This window comes from Ruegeria sp. CJ9 (genome assembly GCF_056536625.1).
Window position 1 is genome coordinate 12,742 of sequence record NZ_JBQFPY010000006.1, and the last position, 18,598, is coordinate 31,339.

The 18,598-nt window shown below is 54.0% G+C and carries 18 protein-coding genes and 1 pseudogene; 13 read left to right on the forward strand and 6 right to left on the reverse strand.

The genetic code is table 11. The features are described 5' to 3' along the window. The first annotated feature begins 423 nt into the window (after positions 1-423). Positions 424-1,596 (forward strand): SGNH/GDSL hydrolase family protein, encoded by a 1,173-nt coding sequence (locus tag ACR0AJ_RS13235; RefSeq protein WP_170350235.1) that lies wholly within the window; start codon positions 424-426, stop codon positions 1,594-1,596. 659 nt (positions 1,597-2,255) lie between these two features. Here the strand turns inward: ACR0AJ_RS13235 and ACR0AJ_RS13240 are convergent. Continuing rightward, positions 2,256-3,266: a LacI family DNA-binding transcriptional regulator gene (locus tag ACR0AJ_RS13240; protein ID WP_480647887.1), complete on the reverse strand. Its 1,011-nt coding sequence runs from the start codon at positions 3,264-3,266 to the stop codon at positions 2,256-2,258. Positions 3,267-3,477: 211 nt separating this feature from the next. Between ACR0AJ_RS13240 and ACR0AJ_RS13245 the strand changes: the two genes are divergently transcribed. The 6 genes and pseudogenes from ACR0AJ_RS13245 (at position 3,478) to ACR0AJ_RS13270 (ending at position 9,537) form a co-directional block, all read left to right on the forward strand. Beyond that, the gene (locus tag ACR0AJ_RS13245) at positions 3,478-4,746 is read left to right on the forward strand and encodes an ABC transporter substrate-binding protein (RefSeq protein ID WP_480647889.1); all 1,269 of its coding nucleotides are present in this window, start codon (positions 3,478-3,480) and stop codon (positions 4,744-4,746) included. 76 nt (positions 4,747-4,822) lie between these two features. Beyond that, positions 4,823-5,668, forward strand: coding sequence for a carbohydrate ABC transporter permease (locus ACR0AJ_RS13250; protein WP_170350238.1), 846 nt, complete (start codon positions 4,823-4,825; stop codon positions 5,666-5,668). After that, on the forward strand, positions 5,665-6,501 hold the full coding sequence (locus ACR0AJ_RS13255) for a carbohydrate ABC transporter permease (RefSeq protein ID WP_117871523.1): 837 nt from the start codon (positions 5,665-5,667) through the stop codon (positions 6,499-6,501). The genes ACR0AJ_RS13250 and ACR0AJ_RS13255 overlap by 4 nt, the downstream gene beginning before the upstream one ends. 23 nt (positions 6,502-6,524) lie before the next feature. Further along, positions 6,525-7,565: an ABC transporter ATP-binding protein gene (locus tag ACR0AJ_RS13260; protein WP_480741062.1), complete on the forward strand. Its 1,041-nt coding sequence runs from the start codon at positions 6,525-6,527 to the stop codon at positions 7,563-7,565. A 12-nt stretch (positions 7,566-7,577) separates the two neighbouring features. Continuing rightward, complete coding sequence (locus ACR0AJ_RS13265; protein ID WP_170350240.1) at positions 7,578-8,855, forward strand: MGH1-like glycoside hydrolase domain-containing protein; 1,278 nt, start codon at positions 7,578-7,580, stop codon at positions 8,853-8,855. Continuing rightward, positions 8,852-9,537, forward strand: a pseudogene (locus tag ACR0AJ_RS13270) (D-lyxose/D-mannose family sugar isomerase). Before ACR0AJ_RS13265 ends, ACR0AJ_RS13270 begins: the two are co-directional and overlap by 4 nt. Before the next feature lie 391 nt (positions 9,538-9,928). Here ACR0AJ_RS13270 and ACR0AJ_RS13275 read toward each other — a convergent pair. Next, positions 9,929-10,828, reverse strand: coding sequence for a LysR family transcriptional regulator (locus ACR0AJ_RS13275; RefSeq protein ID WP_480663120.1), 900 nt, complete (start codon positions 10,826-10,828; stop codon positions 9,929-9,931). Between the two features lie 96 nt (positions 10,829-10,924). Between ACR0AJ_RS13275 and ACR0AJ_RS13280 the strand changes: the two genes are divergently transcribed. Then, positions 10,925-11,572, forward strand: a complete 648-nt coding sequence (locus ACR0AJ_RS13280; RefSeq protein ID WP_170350242.1) for a class I SAM-dependent methyltransferase — start codon at positions 10,925-10,927, stop codon at positions 11,570-11,572. A 66-nt stretch (positions 11,573-11,638) separates the two neighbouring features. After that, positions 11,639-12,112: a GNAT family N-acetyltransferase gene (locus tag ACR0AJ_RS13285; RefSeq protein WP_480648036.1), complete on the forward strand. Its 474-nt coding sequence runs from the start codon at positions 11,639-11,641 to the stop codon at positions 12,110-12,112. Here the strand turns inward: ACR0AJ_RS13285 and ACR0AJ_RS13290 are convergent. Continuing rightward, the gene (locus ACR0AJ_RS13290; protein ID WP_480741064.1) at positions 12,079-13,212 is read right to left on the reverse strand and encodes an AraC family transcriptional regulator; all 1,134 of its coding nucleotides are present in this window, start codon (positions 13,210-13,212) and stop codon (positions 12,079-12,081) included. The genes ACR0AJ_RS13285 and ACR0AJ_RS13290 overlap by 34 nt on opposite strands. An 11-nt stretch (positions 13,213-13,223) precedes the next feature. On the opposite strand from ACR0AJ_RS13290, the gene ACR0AJ_RS13295 reads away from it, so the two are divergent. The 3 genes from ACR0AJ_RS13295 (at position 13,224) to ACR0AJ_RS13305 (ending at position 15,135) form a co-directional block, all read left to right on the forward strand. Continuing rightward, positions 13,224-14,051: a Rossmann-fold NAD(P)-binding domain-containing protein gene (locus ACR0AJ_RS13295; RefSeq protein ID WP_480647899.1), complete on the forward strand. Its 828-nt coding sequence runs from the start codon at positions 13,224-13,226 to the stop codon at positions 14,049-14,051. A gap of 28 nt (positions 14,052-14,079) precedes the next feature. Beyond that, positions 14,080-14,484 (forward strand): DUF4345 domain-containing protein, encoded by a 405-nt coding sequence (locus ACR0AJ_RS13300; RefSeq protein WP_170350245.1) that lies wholly within the window; start codon positions 14,080-14,082, stop codon positions 14,482-14,484. Positions 14,485-14,658: 174 nt separating this feature from the next. Then, positions 14,659-15,135 carry a (R)-mandelonitrile lyase gene (locus tag ACR0AJ_RS13305; RefSeq protein ID WP_480741066.1) on the forward strand — a complete coding sequence of 159 codons (477 nt, stop codon included), beginning with the start codon at positions 14,659-14,661 and terminating at the stop codon, positions 15,133-15,135. Between the two features lie 104 nt (positions 15,136-15,239). Here the strand turns inward: ACR0AJ_RS13305 and ACR0AJ_RS13310 are convergent, their stop codons facing one another. The 3 genes from ACR0AJ_RS13310 to ACR0AJ_RS13320 form a co-directional block, all read right to left on the reverse strand. Continuing rightward, the gene (locus ACR0AJ_RS13310; RefSeq protein ID WP_480741068.1) at positions 15,240-15,452 is read right to left on the reverse strand and encodes a hypothetical protein; all 213 of its coding nucleotides are present in this window, start codon (positions 15,450-15,452) and stop codon (positions 15,240-15,242) included. Positions 15,453-15,958: 506 nt separating this feature from the next. Continuing rightward, entirely contained in the window at positions 15,959-16,312 is a 354-nt protein-coding gene (locus ACR0AJ_RS13315) for a putative quinol monooxygenase (RefSeq protein ID WP_170359650.1), read from the reverse strand. A gap of 96 nt (positions 16,313-16,408) precedes the next feature. Next, positions 16,409-17,170 carry an IclR family transcriptional regulator gene (locus ACR0AJ_RS13320; protein ID WP_170411531.1) on the reverse strand — a complete coding sequence of 254 codons (762 nt, stop codon included), beginning with the start codon at positions 17,168-17,170 and terminating at the stop codon, positions 16,409-16,411. 70 nt (positions 17,171-17,240) lie between these two features. Between ACR0AJ_RS13320 and ACR0AJ_RS13325 the strand changes: the two genes are divergently transcribed. After that, positions 17,241-18,596 carry a selenium-binding family protein gene (locus ACR0AJ_RS13325; RefSeq protein ID WP_480741070.1) on the forward strand — a complete coding sequence of 452 codons (1,356 nt, stop codon included), beginning with the start codon at positions 17,241-17,243 and terminating at the stop codon, positions 18,594-18,596. The last annotated feature ends 2 nt before the right edge of the window (positions 18,597-18,598 follow it).

Sequence of the window (18,598 nt, forward strand, 5' to 3'; positions counted from 1 at the left end):
GCTTCAGAACGCTGATAATGCTTGGAAATTTAGATTATCTGTTTTGCGTCGCGCTCAGGTAAGCATCGGTTTTGTGATCTGTCAAATTGCCTGGCGAAATTAGTTTCTGTAATTGGGTCGAACGTGATGCGCGGGAACATGGTTCACAGAAATATTTGCCTACGACAACAGCTAAGACTTTAGGTCGCAATGCTTGAGGGGATAACCTCCCTGAATGCTCCGCCCAAGAAAGGCTCAGTTTGAATGGAACTTGAAATTTATCGCCAAGTTTTGGTCCCACGTCCCATGTGCAGAAATTAAATTGTAAGAAATCGCACATGAGCTAATGTGATGTGGTCGGAAAACAGCATTCCTAGGCGGTACATTGGCTATAATTTTCAGACTAGTGTCAGCGATCACTGGAGATTTAGGGGCGTTTTGATAATGTCAGTGTTGAGAATTTTATTGATCAATTTTCTGGTTGCGGTGGGGCTCTATGGCATATGTGAAATTACCGTCTCTACATATGTGTACTTCTCAAGCGGGCAATCAATCTGGGTTGCGGAAGAGGCAGGCAAAACTGTCCAGTTTGATCCTGTAATGGGATATAAACTTACGGAAACCCCGTCGCGATACCTTAAGATCAGTTACGGTGTGCTAAGCTCTTTGGGCACGATAGAGGGAAACGCGCAGGGATTTCCTGACAGGGACGATTTTCCAACCGAAAAAAAGTCGCCGGATCAGCGCGTATTAGCTGTTCTAGGCGATTCATTCACTGCGGGAAATTATCTTTCGCACAATTGGCCTGACAGGGCCGAAGATTTGCTGAAAATGAAGGGCGAGGATGTCGCCTTATTGAACCTTTCAGGTGACGGTTGGGGGCTTGGAAACTGGGCCAGTATCATTGATGGCATTCTTCAACAGGATCCATATGAGCTCGATGGGTTGATTTTTGCGGTCTGGAAATGGGATCTCGGGCGCCGGTTCAGATATGCTGACTACCGAGATCAGAATCGCCGCGCTGCCATGCAGGTGTCAGGTTGGAGCCGGGACGACCACCCAAAAGACCTTGCAGAGGCAATGGAAACACTGGATGGTGCGGGTCCTGAGAATTCATGGATCGTTTCTTCCGAAGAGTTTGATGCAGTTCTTCGCGGAAAACAAATGTCTCACCCAGTCTGGCGCTTCGTGGTTTTCGATCGAGTCAAATCGTTGCTTACACCGGTCGTCCATCAGTTTCGCCGGGGGCGGAATGACGAGGACTGGGCGGAACGGACAGCTTGTGTGGGGGAAAGCGACCCAGACAGGATTGCACTTTTCGATTCCATTAAGAGCTATGCACAGGACCGTGACCTCCCGATCCTTGTTGTCTACATCTGGAGCCGTGAGGGGTTGATCAATGGCGCCGTCAACGCCGATCTGTGTCGGAGGGAAAACGCGCGTGCATTTGCCGAACATATTGGCGCAGAGTTCGTCGATGGGGGCGCGGCCTTTACGGGCGTTCCTCGTAGCCAGCTAAAGCAGCTCTGGCTTCCCCATGACGGTCACTGGGGGCAGGGCGGCTCTGACGTTTTTGCTGCCTTTATGACTAATATCTTGGTTCGTCCGTGGCCGTAACGGGCCCCGTGCTACGCTCATAGCACGAAACCGGACACTTCCCTTTAGTGGCGCAGCATAAGGTACTTGTCATGGGGCAACAACAGCCGTGCATGCCATATCTCGATTGTTAGAGATATGCTTCCACGGTAATTTTATGCAGCAGCTGTCTTACACCGCTCAAATGCAAACAGTTTTATTTGGCTCGACCCTCAAAGGTTTTCCTTTTTCGCCCGAAAAAGCACAATGAAATCAATGCGCGGTAACTCGATTGCTGCACCCAACATTCCTTTTTTGCAGCAAAGTTTTTCCTTCCAATGGCAAAGAAAAAGCCAGCGATACGCTGGCTTGCAAGAACATTTATGATCCAAGAGTAGATCGCGTCGGCGAAAAACTATGCGGTTTCTTCCGTTTATTGCCCAACTGACCCGCCACAGGAGTGCCTTGGGCGAACCGGATTTCCGCTTCGCCGTCGGTTGGGACGTTCGCGCATCCTAGCCGTGTGCGCGCAATTTGCCGGAGTCGTAGACCGGGCAGGCGGTAATGTCGGCCGTAGTTTCTGCTAAGGGCTCTCACTGCCAATTCGGACTTGGTGCAGAGAAGGTCCGTAGCGAGCCCAAAATGTCAAACATCGCATGGTACTGCAATGAACGCCTGCGACAGCAACTGAGATATACACTTTAGTGGTCAGGGGCTGTTCCCGATGTTCCTCGAATTGTCAGAGTCGCAGAATACTCGAAATGACGGACTGGCAGATCGGGTGTTCGCATTCGGTCCAGAAGGACCTCGGCCAACCGCTTGCCTAACTTCTTCGGGTCGATCGCCATGGTCGTGAGGCCGGGCGTCGAGACGGCCGCATCCTCGATGTCATCGAAGCCTACTACCGAAAAGTCATACCCTGGTTTCAATCCGGACTGGATCAAGCCGAAGCAAGCGCCAAGCGCCACAACGTCTCCGTTGCAAACAATACTCGTCACCTCGGGGTGTTGGTGACGGAGTGCGGCAATAGCGTCAACGCCAGCACTCTTATTCTCATCGCATGGCCAGACAATTGGCTGCACGTCATCCATCTGCTTTAAAGTGCCAAGGTAACCGGCAATGCGTTCTTCACGCACGGACGATTGCTCGGTGCCGCCAAAATAAGCGATGTGCTTGTGCCCTAAGTCTATCAAGTGCTGCGTGGCTTGTGCGAGGGCTTCGGTATTTAGAATGCCGACATGGTCGAAAGACTGCGACACCTTTCGCATGAATGTCACAGCGGGAACACCGTGAGCATTCAGAAGCTCTATAGATACTTCGCTTGTGTCGAGCGCCGGAACCCAGATCAAACCACGTCGGCCAAATCTGATGCAGGCTTCCAGAAGGCGGTCTTGACGTTGAAGATCGCCTTGCGCATCGAGGATCGACACCATGAACCCTTCGGATTCGAGCAAGTCGACGGCGCCACTCACAACCTCTGCGTTAAACGGGTTTGCCAATTTGTTTAGGATAAAGCCGATCTCGCGATTGTCCCCTGATCTCATTGTAGCCGCCGCTTGATTTGGGACGTAGCGCAGACGCTTGGCTGCGCTCAGGACTTTCTGACGTGTCTTCTCTGAAATTCGGCCGGTGTCACGCATAACTTGGCTAACGGTTGGAACCGATACGCCCGCTTCTTTGGCAACGCTGGATAGGGTGGGTTTTTTCTTCATGGGTCACAGTTTAGATATATCGTTTGCCTAAAGTCGCAAGTGGGTATGCAATTGGCAAGCAAATTATGGCGAAAGCTTGGCGGCAACAGGCTTGACTCAAGATACAACGATATATCATATTAACTGCATTCGCCCGCAGACTGACCCAAAGGTGTCGGCGAGGGAGAGAGGTTGTCGGGTTTCGGTCAGCCTCAGACATAGGGAGGAAATTATGTCGATTCATCTGAAACTGTCGGGTGCCGTGTCCGGTGTTGCGATGCTTGTTGGCGCAGCTGCCGTGCAAGCTGAAACTCTGTTCTGGTCGACCCAGGCCCGGCCCGCCGAAGAAGCGCAGGCTATGCGGACTGAGGTTCTTGGTGGCTTCGAGGGTGGGGTGGACTACCAACCGAACGAAGATGGCCCCTGGCTCACTCGCTTGCAAGCCGAGCTGCAAGCCGACTCAGGCAGCATTGACTTGCTGGGTTCCTTGCATGGCAACTTCTCGGCGATGAACCCTGATGACCTGATGGACCTTTCCGATCTTGGCGTCATGTCGGCGTCGGGCACTTTCAATGATCTGGCTAAGCTGGGAACCGACAGTCTGCAATATATGCCGTGGATGCAGGCGAGCTATATCATGGCCGCCAATACGGAAGCGCTGCAATACCTGCCTGAAGGTGCGGACATCAATGCACTGACCTATGACCAGTTGATCGCGTGGGCGGCGAACGTTGAAGAAGCGACGGGTCAGAAGAAGTTCGGCTTTCCAGCGGGACCCAAGGGTCTGAAACACCGCTTTTTCCAAGGTTATCTTTACCCGTCCTACACCAACGGTGTTGTGCGGACCTTTGCTTCGCCCGAGGCTGTGACGGCATGGGAAAAGTTCAAAGAACTTTGGAGCCATACGAACCCCGCATCAACCAACTTCTCATTCATGCAGGAGCAGCTGTTGAACGGCGATGCCTGGATTGTCTTTGATCATACTTCGCGCCTTGCGCAGGCTTTCAATGAGCGTCCCGACGATTTCGTCGCCTTCCCGGCGCCTGCTGGACCGACTGGTCGTGGCTTCATGCCTGTTTTGGCAGGTGTTGCCATCCCACGCACCGCGCCGGATGCCGAAGGTGCCAAAGCTTTGGTGACTTATCTGATGCAGCCCGAGACACAGATCGCAACCCTTAAAGCCACTAACTTCTTCCCTGTGGTTGATGTTGAGCTACCAGACGACCTACCTCCTTCGGTCAAAGCTGCCGGCGAAGCGGTTGCTAAGATGAGCAGCTCGGCGGATGCTAATCCCGGCCTTTTACCCGCTGGTCTGGGTAGCATGGGCGGCGACTTCAACCGTGTATACGTGGATGCATTCGAACGCATTGTTTTGGCTGGTCAACCCATTGAGCAGGTTCTGGAAGATCAAAAGAAACAGCTGGAAAAGATCATGGCCGAAACCGGCGCGCCTTGCTGGGCACCAGATGCGCCTTCGGAAGGTGCCTGCCCGGTCGAGTAAGACCTTCCATGACTGCCGGGCCGCGGAAGCTGTGGCCCGGCTCCCCAGCAAATCCCCAACTTAAAGGAGCGGTCCGATGGAAGCGCGGCTATTGCCTTACTTTCTGATCCTCCCGGTGACCCTGTTTCTCTGCCTGTTTTTCCTATACCCGTTTGCGCTAGTGGCGCAGCAGGCGTTTGGAACTGAGAACGGATTCTCACTGGATAACTTTCGCGAGGTTGTGAGCTACTGGAAGTTCCCGATTTCGATGAAGAACACTTTTCTTCTGGCCGCAGCCGTGGTGCCAATTCAGCTGGCGCTGTCACTTCTAATGGCCACGATGGTCACCAAGATGCAAAAGGGCCGTGATCTGGTTCTGTATATTTGGACAATTCCCTTGGGAATTTCTGACCTTGCTGCAGGTATCATCTGGTTGGCGATCTTCGAGCAGTCGGGCTTTCTGAACTCGATGATGGTAGGGCTTGGTGTCACTGACCAACCTGTAAGTTTGCTGAGTTATCAAACACCCTGGGTTGTGTTCCTGGCGATTATGCTTGCCGAGATTTGGCGTGCGACCGCGATTATGCTTGTGATCCTTGTGGCGGGCATCGGTCTGATCCCCAAGGAATACTACGAGGCTGCGGATGTGTTTGGCGCCTCGCGCTGGAAACAGTTCACCCGGATCACTTTGCCGCTTCTGCGCCCATCGCTGCAAACTGCCCTGGTCCTGCGTGTCATTCTGGCCTTTGAAGTCTTCGCTGTGGTCGCAGCCCTTGGGGGAACGATATTCCCGGTGCTTATGGGCGAAATCTACGCCTATCAGTTTGACTTGCAGAATGGCGGAGCAGCAGCAGCGCTGGCGATCATCGTTCTGATCATCTCGATCGTCTTCACTCTGATCATCATGCGCGCTCTGCGCGTCCCGAAAGGAGCCACGATATGACGGCAGTTGCAGACGTTGTGGCCCCTGACGCCCGCAAAGCGGGAAGGGGGCTCTATCGGGCTGGGGTTATCCTGCTGTGCGCTTGGGTGATTATTCCGCTCTACCTACTGTTCGTGAACACGATGTCTTCACCGGATACGGTGAACAGTTTTCCCAAGAGCTTCATTCCGGAGTTCAATATGGGATCCTTGGAGTTCTTTATGGGGTTCCAGGGGATGCTGAGGGCGCTTTGGAACTCGGTTGTGGTGGCTTTGATGACGATGGTGATGTCCATCGCCATAGGCGCCCCCGCGGGCTACGCGCTATCGCGGTTCGACTTCCGAGGGAAAGAACTGTTCCGACTGCTGATCCTGCTGACACGGGCCTTCCCGCTTCCGCTTTTGGCACTACCCTTGGCAGTTCTCTTCATCCGTACGGGCTTGGATGATACGGCTTTTGGTCTGGCGCTGGTTCATACAACGTTGGCGATCCCCTTCGCGGTGCTCATCACCTTTTCGCTCTTCTCGGGTATCCCGCTGGAGCTCGAAGAAGCAGCCTGGACATTGGGTTGCACACGGCTGACCGCATTCACCAAGGTGATCCTGCCTTTGGTGCTACCAGGGATCACAGCTTCGGCGATTTTCGCCTTTGTGATCTCGTGGAACGAAGTGTTCGCTGCCGCCGTTCTGACCATCGAGAACCGGACGCTTCCCGCGTTCCTGTTGCAGACCCTGGGCGAGGCCCCTTTGCACCTGAAATTTGCAGGCGGCTTTATCCTCGTGGTGCCTGCGCTGATCTTCATCTTCGCCGTGCGCAAATATCTCTTTGCGATGTGGGGCATCGCCAACCGCTGAGCGGTGGCTGAAAGGAAACTGTTATGGCTGAAATACAGATCAAGAACGTCGCCAAGAACTTTGGATCTTACCAGGCTCTTCACGACATCAACCTGACCATCGCAGACCAGGAATTTATGGTCCTTTTGGGCGCCTCGGGCTGTGGTAAATCTACGCTTTTACGCATTATCGCAGGGTTGGAAACGGCTACGACCGGTGAAATCTGGATCGGTGGCCGCCGGGTAGATCACCTGTCGCCCAAAGATCGCGGCATCTCGATGGTGTTCCAGAACTATGCGGTGTTCCCACACCTGACTGTGTTCGAGAACATTGGCTTTGGTCTTCGGATGCAAAAGCTGCCCGATGATGAAGTCAAACGCCGGGTCGAGAGAACTGCTGGGCTGATGCATATCGAACAGCTTCTAAAGCGCTATTCGGGAGAATTGTCCGGCGGCCAACGTCAACGGGTCGCTGTTGCCCGTGCGTTGGCAATGGAGCCGGACGTGATCCTGATGGATGAGCCGCTGTCGAACCTTGACGCGCTCCTACGCATGGAGATGCGTGCCGAGTTGAAAGGCGTTCTGGCCGAAAGCAAAACCACCGCCATCTATGTGACACACGATCAGGTCGAAGCTATGTCCATGGCTGACCGGATCAGCGTTATGCATCAGGGCAAAATTGTTCAGGCAGCCTCACCCATCGAAGTGTACAGGGATCCAGCGGCCGAGTTTGTGGCCAGTTTTATCGGCAACCCTCCGATGAATTTCCTCCCCGCTGAAGCTGCGGGCTCTGGTCGCTGGACAGTGTTGGGACAGAGCTTTGACGGGCCGGCAAATGGAAAAGATCTTAAATGGGCCATCCGTCCAGAAGATCTGCGCATTGCGGATCAGGGTTTTGGAGCGCGAGCCAAAGTAGTGGAGCCTCTGGGAGCACATTTGCTCGTGACTTGTGAAGTGGACGGACACCAGTTCCGCGCCGTCCTGGACAGTGAGCTCAGCGTGAAACCTGGTGACGTACTTACGCTGGCGCCGCAAGAAGGCCGGGGTCGCTGGTTTGACCCCGAAACCACTTTGGCTGTCGCGTAAAGGAGAAGATATATGAGCCAAGCGCTGATTGATCAGGCTCGTGAAGTAATGGAAGGAAATGACCGGGGTAGCTATACAGTTCCCACCCATGGCCTCTATCCCTTTCAGTGGAATTGGGACAGCGCATTGTCCGCGCTTGGCTTCTCACATTTTGACATGAATCGGGCATGGGTCGAGGTCGAGACTCTTATGGCTCATCAATGGGACGATGGTATGGTGCCCCATATCATCTTTCATGAACCCGATGACGGATATTTCCCAGGCCCTGAAGTCTGGAAAACCGGTCAAGTTATACCCACGACTGGCATCACCCAGCCAGCGGTCGCGGGCTTTGCTGTGCGGAAGCTCTACGATCGGTCCAACGACAAGGCTGTTGCGCGCGAACGGTTGGCTGAGCTCCTACCAAAGGTTCATGCGTGGCACCAATGGTTCTATCGCGACCGCGATCCCGACGGTACGGGGTTGGTCGCAATCATTCACCCTTGGGAGTCTGGCCGAGACAACTCGGTGGATTGGGATGAAGCGCTGGAAGCCATGCCGATCGAGGGCGTCGCGCCATTTACGCGGCGCGATACGACACACGCCAATCCTGATCACCGCCCGTCGGACGAGCAATACAAGTGTTACATCTGGCTGCTTGAACATTTCCGAGGGCTTGGTTGGGACAATGCGAAGCTCCACGATGCCTCACCCTTCCGGCTGGTTGATCCGGGCTTCAACGGTATCCTGATACGGTCCTGCGACGATGTAGCGGATTTGGCCGAAGTCCTGGGCGATACCTCAATGGCTTCGGAGGCACGAACAATGGCCGTGAAGGGTCGTGCGGCATTGGAAAGCCTTTGGAATCGGACACTTGGACAATACACGTGTTACAACCGCGCTGCTGGTCATCTGCAGAGCACGCCCACGGTAGCAGGGCTACTCGCAGCAATTGCCGATGTCCCTCATGGCCGCGCTGAGGAGTTGGTACGCAGGATCGCCTTGTTGGGCCAGCGATGCGGCTATCTGGTGCCCAGTCACGATCCGGCAGATGGCGCTTTTGACAGCCTGCGCTACTGGCGCGGGCCGACATGGTTAATCGTAAATTATTTGATTGCTGAAGGTCTAGGTCAGTCCGGGCAGGGGGAAATGGCACAACGCATCCTCGCCGACAGCCTAAAGCTTATTCAGAAAAGCGGCTTTGCAGAATATTATGACCCGATGAGTGGTGAACCTTGTGGCGGCGGCAGCTTTACGTGGACCGCAGCCATGGTAATCGAAATCCTCAAAACCAAAAGAGTGCCGGCATGAAGCGTTCGCGCATCAATGAAATCATGGCCCAAGCAGATGAGATGATCCGCACTCACGGGTTCACGTTGCCGCCCTTTGCCTTTTGGACACCCAAGGAGTTTAAGGCCCGTGAAAGTGATGCCCGTCACGTGATTGATGCAAGGTGCGGTTGGGACATCACCGATTATGGTGACGGTGATTTTGACAAGATGGGCCTGTTCCTCTTTACCCTACGCAACGGTTACAGAGTGATTTGGCCAAGGGCGGCGGCATGTGCTACGCCGAGAAGCTGTTGATTTCAAGGCAGGACCAGCTGTCGCCCATGCACACGCATGTTCTGAAAGCTGAGGATATCATCAACCGCGGTGGCGCAACTCTGATTGTTGAGCTTTTCGGCTCAGGCAACGCGGGTGGTTTTGCAGAGGATCGCGGCGGTGTGGTATGGCTGGACGGCTTCCGACATCATTATCAACCGGGCGAGAAGCCGCGCCTGGCACCGGGTGAAAACGTTACCCTGCGTCCTGGTGATTGGCACGCGTTCTGGGGCGAAGGCGGGGATGTGCTGATAGGCGAGGTCTCGACCGTCAATGACGACGAGACCGACAATATTTTTCGTGACCCAATTGGCCGATTTGCCGAGATTCAGGAGGATGTCGCTCCGACACATCTGTTGGTCAGCGACTATTCCAAATGGCTGGGTTGATCGATGAAAACAGTGGCGGATTCTCGGCAGACCTTTCGCAAACTTTGATCCCCATAGCCGCGTTTAGGCAGTCATCCTGCATTGAATAATTTGGCAATGTTGTGTGGACCTCATCCGGCCGTCCTCTACATTGTGCTTCCACTCCCAGAGTTAACCAAAGCGGACCTTCACCCAGCATCTCGCAGCGGCGGCTTCGTCCCGCATTTCTGCCGTTCAGCAGATTTCAGCGAACGTCCGCTGCGCGTTCAATGCAGACCTTCAGGCGAAATTCCTCGGAATGACCACCAACAATGACCGCTATCCGTTCCTAAGCCGTTATCTGACAGAAAGACTCAGATGACTGCCTTGAGCCCGAAGCAGGTTCCAGTTCACACACCAGACCAACTCACGTTCAATAATTTGTCCGCGAGCCGAGATGGTCTGCGAGCTGATCGAATACCAACCTGATCCTTCGCGCTGTTTGTAACTCAGAGTGTGTGGCCAACCAGATAGGAAACTTGAACGGCTCGCGTTCGGGCAGAACACGCTCCACACCGGGCGTAAGGGCCGCCACATCGTCTGACATAACACTAATGCCGAAGCCTTGGCGCACAAGCTCCCATGACACTATCCCGCTCTGCGATCCAATCCGGAAATTCTTGCGGGTTACTTCGATGCCAGCCGGATTGAGAAATCCAATCATCGTGTCAATGTCTCCAAAACCGACGAAATCCAACTTGGCAATTTCTTCTTCATTTCTTGGTCGTCCAACCTGTTCGAGGTACGAAGGGGCGGCGTAAAAATGTGCCGTCGCTTCTGCCACCAGTTTTGCAATCAGGTCCGGCTGTGTTGGGCGAACATGCCGAATTGCAATATCTGCTTCACGCCGCTGTATGTCTCGTATATCGTTTGCCGCAACGACGTCGATCTCAAGCCGCGGTGCCGCGAGCCTGATCTGCTTAAGAATAGGCGGAAGCTGATAGGCTGACATCACGTCGGACGCAGTGATCCTGACTTGCCCTTCAATGGCTTGTGACTGGCTTGTTGCAGTCAGAGAAATCCTATTCGCAACATTTGCCATTTCACTGACATGTACCAACAGCTCAGCACCAGCGGTTGTCAGATTAAGCGACTTGCCAACCCTTTCAAACAAGGTGACGCCGAGCGCCTGTTCCAGCGCGGCGACTTGCCGACCCACAGTTGGCTGGGTCTGCCCAAGCACGCGCGCCGCCGCGGAAAACGAACCTTCTTCTGCCGTTGCAAGAAAGGACCGTGCCTGGTTCCAATCGAAATTGATAGCGTTCCAATTCATGCATTAATGCATAACAGTTCTGCAATATCTGGCAATTCCATAAAATCGTGTTTTAATTTACTGGCTGCTGTGAAAAGTTTGAAAGAGAGATAAAAGATGGCTGCATTGTCCAAAGATGCCGAGTTCTGGAGCAAGATTTCGCGCAAATATGCGGCTGATCCTATCCGGAACATGGAAGGGTATCTGAACACGCTCGAACGTACAAAATCCTACCTGCAAGCCGAAGACAGTGTGTTGGAAATCGGGTGTGGGACGGGGTCAACCGCGTTGCTATTGGCACCGCATGTGGCTCAAGTCACTGCCTCCGATCTCGCACCGGGGATGATCGAAATCGCCAACGAGAAACTCGCCGAAGAAGAGCTGGAGAATGTCACGTTCAAAGTGGCCGAGGTTCTGCAGCACGATCCTGACGACGGTTCTTACGACGCTGTCCTCGCGCATAATCTACTGCACCTTGTACCCGACATGGGTCATGCACTCGAACACATTGCGACCCTTACAAAACCCGGTGGGGTATTCATTTCCAAGACCGTCTGCGCTCCAGAGAGTGGAGGGTTCAAATATGGCATAATCAGCCGAATAGCGATCCCGATTATGCAGGTGCTCGGGAAAGCTCCGTTCGTAAATTTTGTGTCCGTAGCTGAACTCCAGCACGCTATTGAACGTGCGGGCTTCGATATCGTTGAGACAGCGGATCAAGCCGGGTTATTGCCGAGCCGGTACATTGTCGCGAGAAAGCTGTGAAACAGTATTCGCGCCATAATTACTTTGCATGCAAGGGACAGCTCGGGCCATCAAGTGAGTACAATGATGAAAGATGGGATTTCATTTGCACGCCTTTCGGAAATCGATCCGAATGACATTGCGGTTCATATGTCCGACCCCCGGGTAGCAGAGCATATGCCGCTTTTGACGTTCAAATGGAATGTTGAGGTCGCAAGAGAATTTATCGCCAAAAAGGAAGGCTACTGGGCGCGGGACGGTCTTGGACATTGGGCGTTTTTGTCAGGCGGTCGGTATGTTGGTTGGGGGGGCTTTCAAAAAGAAGGTGACGAGTGGGATTTTGGGTTGGTTTTGCGGCCCGACGCCTTTGGACTTGGGAAACGGATTGCCAAAATGGCAATCGACTTTGCGATCGCTGACAAACGTATCCCCTTTGTCACGTTTCTGCTGCCACCAAGTAGAAATAATCTGGGTGCACTCCGGAAACTCGGTGCCAAACGCATCGGCGAGATCGAATACGAAGATGCTCAGTTTCTCAAGTTTCGCCTGGATACGGAGTGAATTCCGTTCTTCCTGATTTTTCCCGGTGGCACGCCAAATACCCGTTTGAAGGCTTTGTTGAACGCAGGCTCTGACAAGTATCCGATGTCAGCGGCAATCTGCGAGATTGGTTGATCGGTGGACACCAACCTTTCGCTGGCCAGGTGCATACGCCACGTTGCAAGATACTGGATTGCTGGAACGCCTACCAACCCAGTAAACCGCGCCGCGAACGCGGATCTGGACATACCAGCAACCTCCGCGAGAGACTCGACTGTCCAAGCCGCAGCAGGCGTACGGTGAATGGCGACTATCGTGCGCCCGATCTGCGGGTCTCGTGCCGCTTTCAACCAGCCGCGGTTTGCGTCTGGTGCGCTGTTCAGCCAACGACGAATGGCCTCGATGACAACGACATCTGCCAGGCGCGTAATCACGGTTTCGCCACCCGGTCTCAATTCCCGCGCCTCTTTTGCGATGAATTGCAAAGTCGCCTGTAGCCAGCTTCCGGCATCCTCTTCCCACGGGTCGATTTTGAGCACATCCGGAAGCAAGCCCATCAACATACCACTGGCGGCGTGATCGATCCGGACGAGGCCGTACATGATGCCCGTCTCCGCTCCACCACCACCGTATTCCAGTGTTTCATAGAGCTCGGTCACCTTGCGAATGGGCAACTCTTCCAGCGTCAAAAGCGGCGTGTCTTCCGAGCTGAAAAAACCGATGGGCGCACCGTTGGTCATCAAGACCAGGTCGCCTTTTTCGACCTCAAAGGGGTCATCTTGTCCGACCTTCATGAAGCAACGCCCGTGCGTAATGACCGCAAAGCTCAGTATGTCGGGAAAGCCTGGTATGGACACGCCCCAAGGAGCGGACATGCGCGACTGGCAGTAGAATGTGCCGGTGAGCTTCAGAAGATGAAGGATTTCCCCCAGCGGATCGCCAATCGGCTGCGCCAGCGCATCGGGGTCGGGGACATGAGGGTCAAACTGGTTCATGTCATGAGATTGGACGAAATTCACCTGTTCGTCTATTCGGTTTGGACGATTGGATAAGAATGCGGGATTTTGAAGAATAGAACATCTCTTATGATTGCTTAATTTCGGGCCATCAACTGAACTCAAGGAGATGACCAATGACACAGCAATCCATTCTCGTACTTGGCGCAACAGGTAAAACCGGATCGCGGATCGCGACACGTCTGGAAGAAAAAGAGCAGACAGTCCGGCGCGGATCGCGGAACAGTGAAACGCCATTTGACTGGGAACAACCGCAGACCTGGCCCGCAATCCTGGAAGGCGTTTCGGCTGCCTATATTTCTTACTTTCCTGACATCGCTTTTCCTGGCGCGGTTGAGCAAGTCGAAGCCTTCACAGCATTGGCTCGTGAAAAGGGATTACAGCGTCTTGTTCTGCTAACCGGGCGTGGCGAGTTTCATGCGGAACGAGCGGAAGCAGTCGTACGCAATTCCGGAGTTCCGTTCACTATCGTTCGTGCAGCATGGTTTGCACAAAACTTCTCTGAAGGGGCATTGCTTGGTCCGGTCATGGCAGGTGTCTTGCCGATGCCCGCCGGCGAAGTACGCGAACCGATCATCGACGTGGACGACATCGCCGATGTTGCCGTAGCTGCTTTGACAGAAGAAGGACACGACGGCGAACTGTACGAGGTCACGGGACCACGTCTCATGACGTTTGCCGACATGGCCGCAGAGCTTTCGCGCGCCATGGGCAGGACTGTGCAATACCTGCCAATTTCATTCGAAGACTTCCACGCGGAAATCGCGCACGCGAATGGCGAGATGATTGCTGATGTGATCACGGACATCGCGCGTGAAACGCTGGACGGGCGCAATGCGAACCTGGCGGACGGTGTCCAGCGTGCGCTTGGACGCGCGCCACGCGACTTCGCCGACTTCGCAAACAAAGCTGAAATGTCTGGCGCGTGGACCAAAGCCGCTTGAGCCAGGCCAAAGGAAATTGGAGACAAACATGAAACTTGAACTTAGAGGCAGGCTTATCTTGGGCATGTCCGGATTAACTGCATTCGCCATCGGTCTAGCCATCACTCTGGACCCACAGTCTTTCTACGCCAACTACGGCATCGTACTCTCGCCGCAGCCAAACCTGATGAGTGAGTTGCGTGCACCTGCTGCCAATCTCGCGGTACTTGGCCTGATCATTTTGTGCGGAGCCTTTTACCAAAAGTTGGTCCAGGCCTCAGCCTTGCTTGGGGCTACGGTTTTCTCAGCTTTCGCCGTGGGCAGGACAATCAGTTTCGTCCTCGATGGTTGGCCATCCGAAAACATTCTTGCCGCATTTGCGATAGAGGTTTTGCTTGCGGTGTTGTGTTTGTGGGTTGTCGGTGGAAAAGCGAAATCTGCAGCGCCAGCCTGAGACGGCTTTGTCTGCAACTTGGCCGTAGGTCCTGTTCAAACCGATGACCGGTTCCAGTCGCATTCTGGGCATTCGACAATGGCGCTCTGATGGCCGCGTCGACCCGGCGCGCCTCTGGGTTTGAAATCGGAACTCTGCTAAGTCGCCAAGAGCAGCACATCGAAGGAGCACATCATGGAGATTCACCGCGCCGGGGACCGGCCCTCTCAATTTCCCGGCAATGAGTATTTCACCGGTACGGTCCGCTTTGATCCCGTTGTAACGGGGAATGATCCCTCGCCGGTCAAGATCCTTACGGTGACTTTTGAGCCCGGCGCACGGACAGCTTGGCACACGCACCCTGCCGGTCAAACGCTGCATGTTTTGTCGGGCTTGGGCCTGGCTGGGTCTGAGGGGCAGCCAGTGCAGGTGTTGCGCCCTGGCGATACGGTGTGGTTCGCGCCAGGAGAGCGGCATTGGCACGGCGCGTCGCCTGACTGTGCGATGACCCATCTGGCTGTGCAGACCTCTGTTGAAGGCAAGACTGCGGATTGGATGGAGCATGTCTCAGACGAGGATTACAGCGCAGCCCGCGCAGAACGAAGCGTTGGAGCCCTACCGAGCAAGTCGCAGCAGAGTAACCCCTTCTACGCCCATTCAAAGAGGGGTTAACGGATTTTTTCATCTCGTGACAGGCGCGGCCCTCGTTTCGTCCCTGAGAGGCCCGCACAGCGCGTTTTCACTTTTCTGGATTTCTGGTTCCCTCAGCCACCCATTTACCCTGCAAAATCCCATCGCTGCAGAACGTCTCTCGCCCGTGCCATTTTCTGCGCGTTGGCCACAACCTCATGCGATCCGTCGCGCACCGCCTCATCGAACAGAAAAGGCTCCTCGTACCCACATGCATTGCAGGCAGCCTTCTCACCCGTAACCAGCGTATCCGGCGATCCGCATTCCGGGCATCGTGCCTGGACGTCATCGTTGAACATATCACGACCTTTCCTTCCTTTACCGATTGCCAGAACCGGGTCCCCCCGCCAGCATCGCTGATTGGCGCATCCGCTTGAACTCGTCTGGGGTGACGGTTCCGCTGCTGACATCGATACCTTTTGGGATCCGCGCTCTCTTGTGTCCGATCGCGCGAACGCTGCCTCTTGTGATCTCCAGACAGGTCGACTCGTAGCATGTCAGCCCGCTTGTGTTGATTTGGATGGCAGTCTGACCGTTCGCGTCAGTGACCAATGGAGCCTGTGTAGGTGGGCTGCACGCTGAAACCAGCAACGCGAACCCAAAATAAATCCATCTGTTCATACGAAATTCCCTTTTTCTCTGAAATAGGCTGGCAGCTGATCAGTCAAATCTGTCGGGTGTCAGCTTCGAGCGCATCGAAGACGTTCTCGAAATATCATCGCATGATCGCATCGTGTCCAAAGCGGACCAGCACCAAAACCCGTAATGTTCTCGCACGGACGAAAATTTCAAACGTTGGTCAATTTTACCATAGTAGCAGGCTTGCTTTTTGCGCCTCGAAACCTTTTGGCGTCGGAAAAAGCGAGCGCATCCTGGCAACAAGTTCGATCTCACCATCCAGCATTTTTCGGACAGTGTTTAACCAGTTATTGAAGGTTTCAGATTCCCAATGATCTTGGACCGCGGCTTCGTTCCTGAACACTTCGTAGAAATAGAAACGATTTGGGTTTGTTTCATCCACCAAAATATGAAACTGGAAAACTTCGGGTTCTTCACTGACAACATTTTGCGCTTGGAAGATGCTGGCGTCCAAAAAGGGCTGCCGATACTCAGGTTTTACGTTGATCACGAAGAACCCACCAAACATTGCATCGTCCATATTTGTCTCCTTCATTGACCTAAAAGCGGCGAAGGTCGCAAAACACACCCGTCCTGCTGGATGGCGTTAACCTACAGCACTGCGATACCCATGAACCTAAGCGGGTATCCTTTCTTTATCTGCTTCACCCCATCCTAGCGCGCGTGCAAGTTCGTGTGACATTGTGGTAAGTGTATGGCCAATCTTTTCTCGCTTCGAAGGTGTAAACACCCGAAGAGACGCGGTAGCGCCGATTGAAAGCGTCGCACCAACACCTGTCTTAGTCAGCGTTGTTGCGACAGAACTGATCCCGCGCTCGAGCTCTTCAACACATACGGCATACCCTTTGGCTCGAATGACATCGAGTTCCGCGGCCAGATCCTTAGGGTCTGTGATCGTGCGATCTGTGTACCGCTTAAGCTGCCCATCCAATCGGTCTTGAGACAGCAGCTCAGGCGACACGGCGGCGATTGCCTTGGCGCAAGAGCACGCGTGCATTGGTCGTTTGCCCATACCTGGATGAAGAAAAGACACGCCCGTCTGCGGTGTCTCCACATGAATAATCTCAACCCAATGGCCCCGTAGCCGAGACAAGAAGAACGCAGCGCCATAGTCATTCGCGGCGCCAGAGAGGACAGGCGCAATCACCTGTAAAAGAGCGGGATCAGAGTGATCGCTCAACGTGATACGCTTTAGCCTAATCCCAATCGCGAACTCACCGCGGGTTGGTGATTCAAGGAGGCCGGACAAAACAAGGTCTTGAACCAGTCTGTAGGCCGTCGGTTTAGGTATATCGGACTGGGCACAGATATCCGCTACGGACGCACGTCCTTTTTGACCCACGATTTCCAAAATCAGCGCTAATCGTTCGAGATGCATTTTTCTCACTTTATGATAACTAAGTTTTCGATATACGATACAATTTAGGGAATCAAGGGAGGAGCACACGATGGATGGACAATGCTGTGGACCGGGCTTCAAGAGTCCGCAAGAAGCCATCAAAGCCCCCCGAGAAAAGCTACTCTACACGATCGCCATCTACACCGGGACAGGGATCCAGAAACCTGATTACCTTGCTACTGTGGATGTCGACCCTGACAGCGCGACCTATTCTCAGGTAATCAATAGGCTGGAAATGCCGGGGATTGGGGACGAGCTTCACCACATGGGGTGGAACGCCTGTTCGTCCTGTCACGACGACGGCTCGATGTCCCGCAAATACCTGATCCTGCCAGGCGTACGCTCTAACAACCTTCACATCGTTGATACAGCCACTGACCCGCGTGCACCGCGGTTGCATAAGGTCATCGACGGGGCCGAGATCAAGGCCAAGGCAGATTTATCGGGCCCGCATACGGTGCATTGTTTGGGATCGGAAATCATCATTTCCTTCCTTGGAAATGCCAAGGGTGAAGCTCCTGGAGGCTATCTGCATCTCGACAAAGAGTTCAACATCGTCGGTCGCTGGGAAACCTCGATGGGCGATATCAAGTTTGGCTACGATTTCTGGTACCAACCGCGCCACAACGTGATGGTCAGTTCCGAATGGGCTGCGCCCAATACCTTCATGCCGGGCTTCGATCTGGAAGAAGTGGGCCATCTGAAATATGGGCGGGAGCTGCATTTTTGGGATTTCGAAAAGCGCGAACCGGTCGAAAGCTTCTATTTGGGTGAAGACGGGCTGTTGCCACTGGAAGTCAAGTTCCACCATGACCCCGACAGCACGCATGGGTTCTGTGGCGCAGCTCTTTCGACCAATGTGATCCATTGGTGGCAAGACGATGCTAAAAAGTGGCGGTGGGAAAAGATCATCGACGTGGAAAACGAGATGCACCCCGAATGGCCGATCCCGTTGCCGGGGGTTATGTCGGCGATCCTGATCTCGATGGACGACAAATACTTGTACCTGAACAATTGGCTGCATGGAGATATGCGCCAGTATGACATCACCGACCCGCATAATCCCAAGCTGACCGGCCAAGTGTTTATGGGGGGCCTTTTGGGTAAAGCTCCGATCGTTAACGGGGTCGAGGTCGCGGGTGGTCCGCAAATGTTCCAGCTCTCTCTCGACGGACGAAGGCTTTATGTCACGACCTCGCTGTTTTCGACTTGGGATAACCAGTTCTATCCCGAGATCCGCGAAAAGGGCGGGGTTATGGTGATGATCGATTGCGACCCTGAAAACGGTGGTATGAAGATCAACGAGGATTTCATTGTGGACTTTGGCAAAGAACCGAATGGTCCGTCGCGCTGTCACGAGAGCCGGTATCCGGGCGGTGATTGCACAAGCGACATCTGGCTATGACT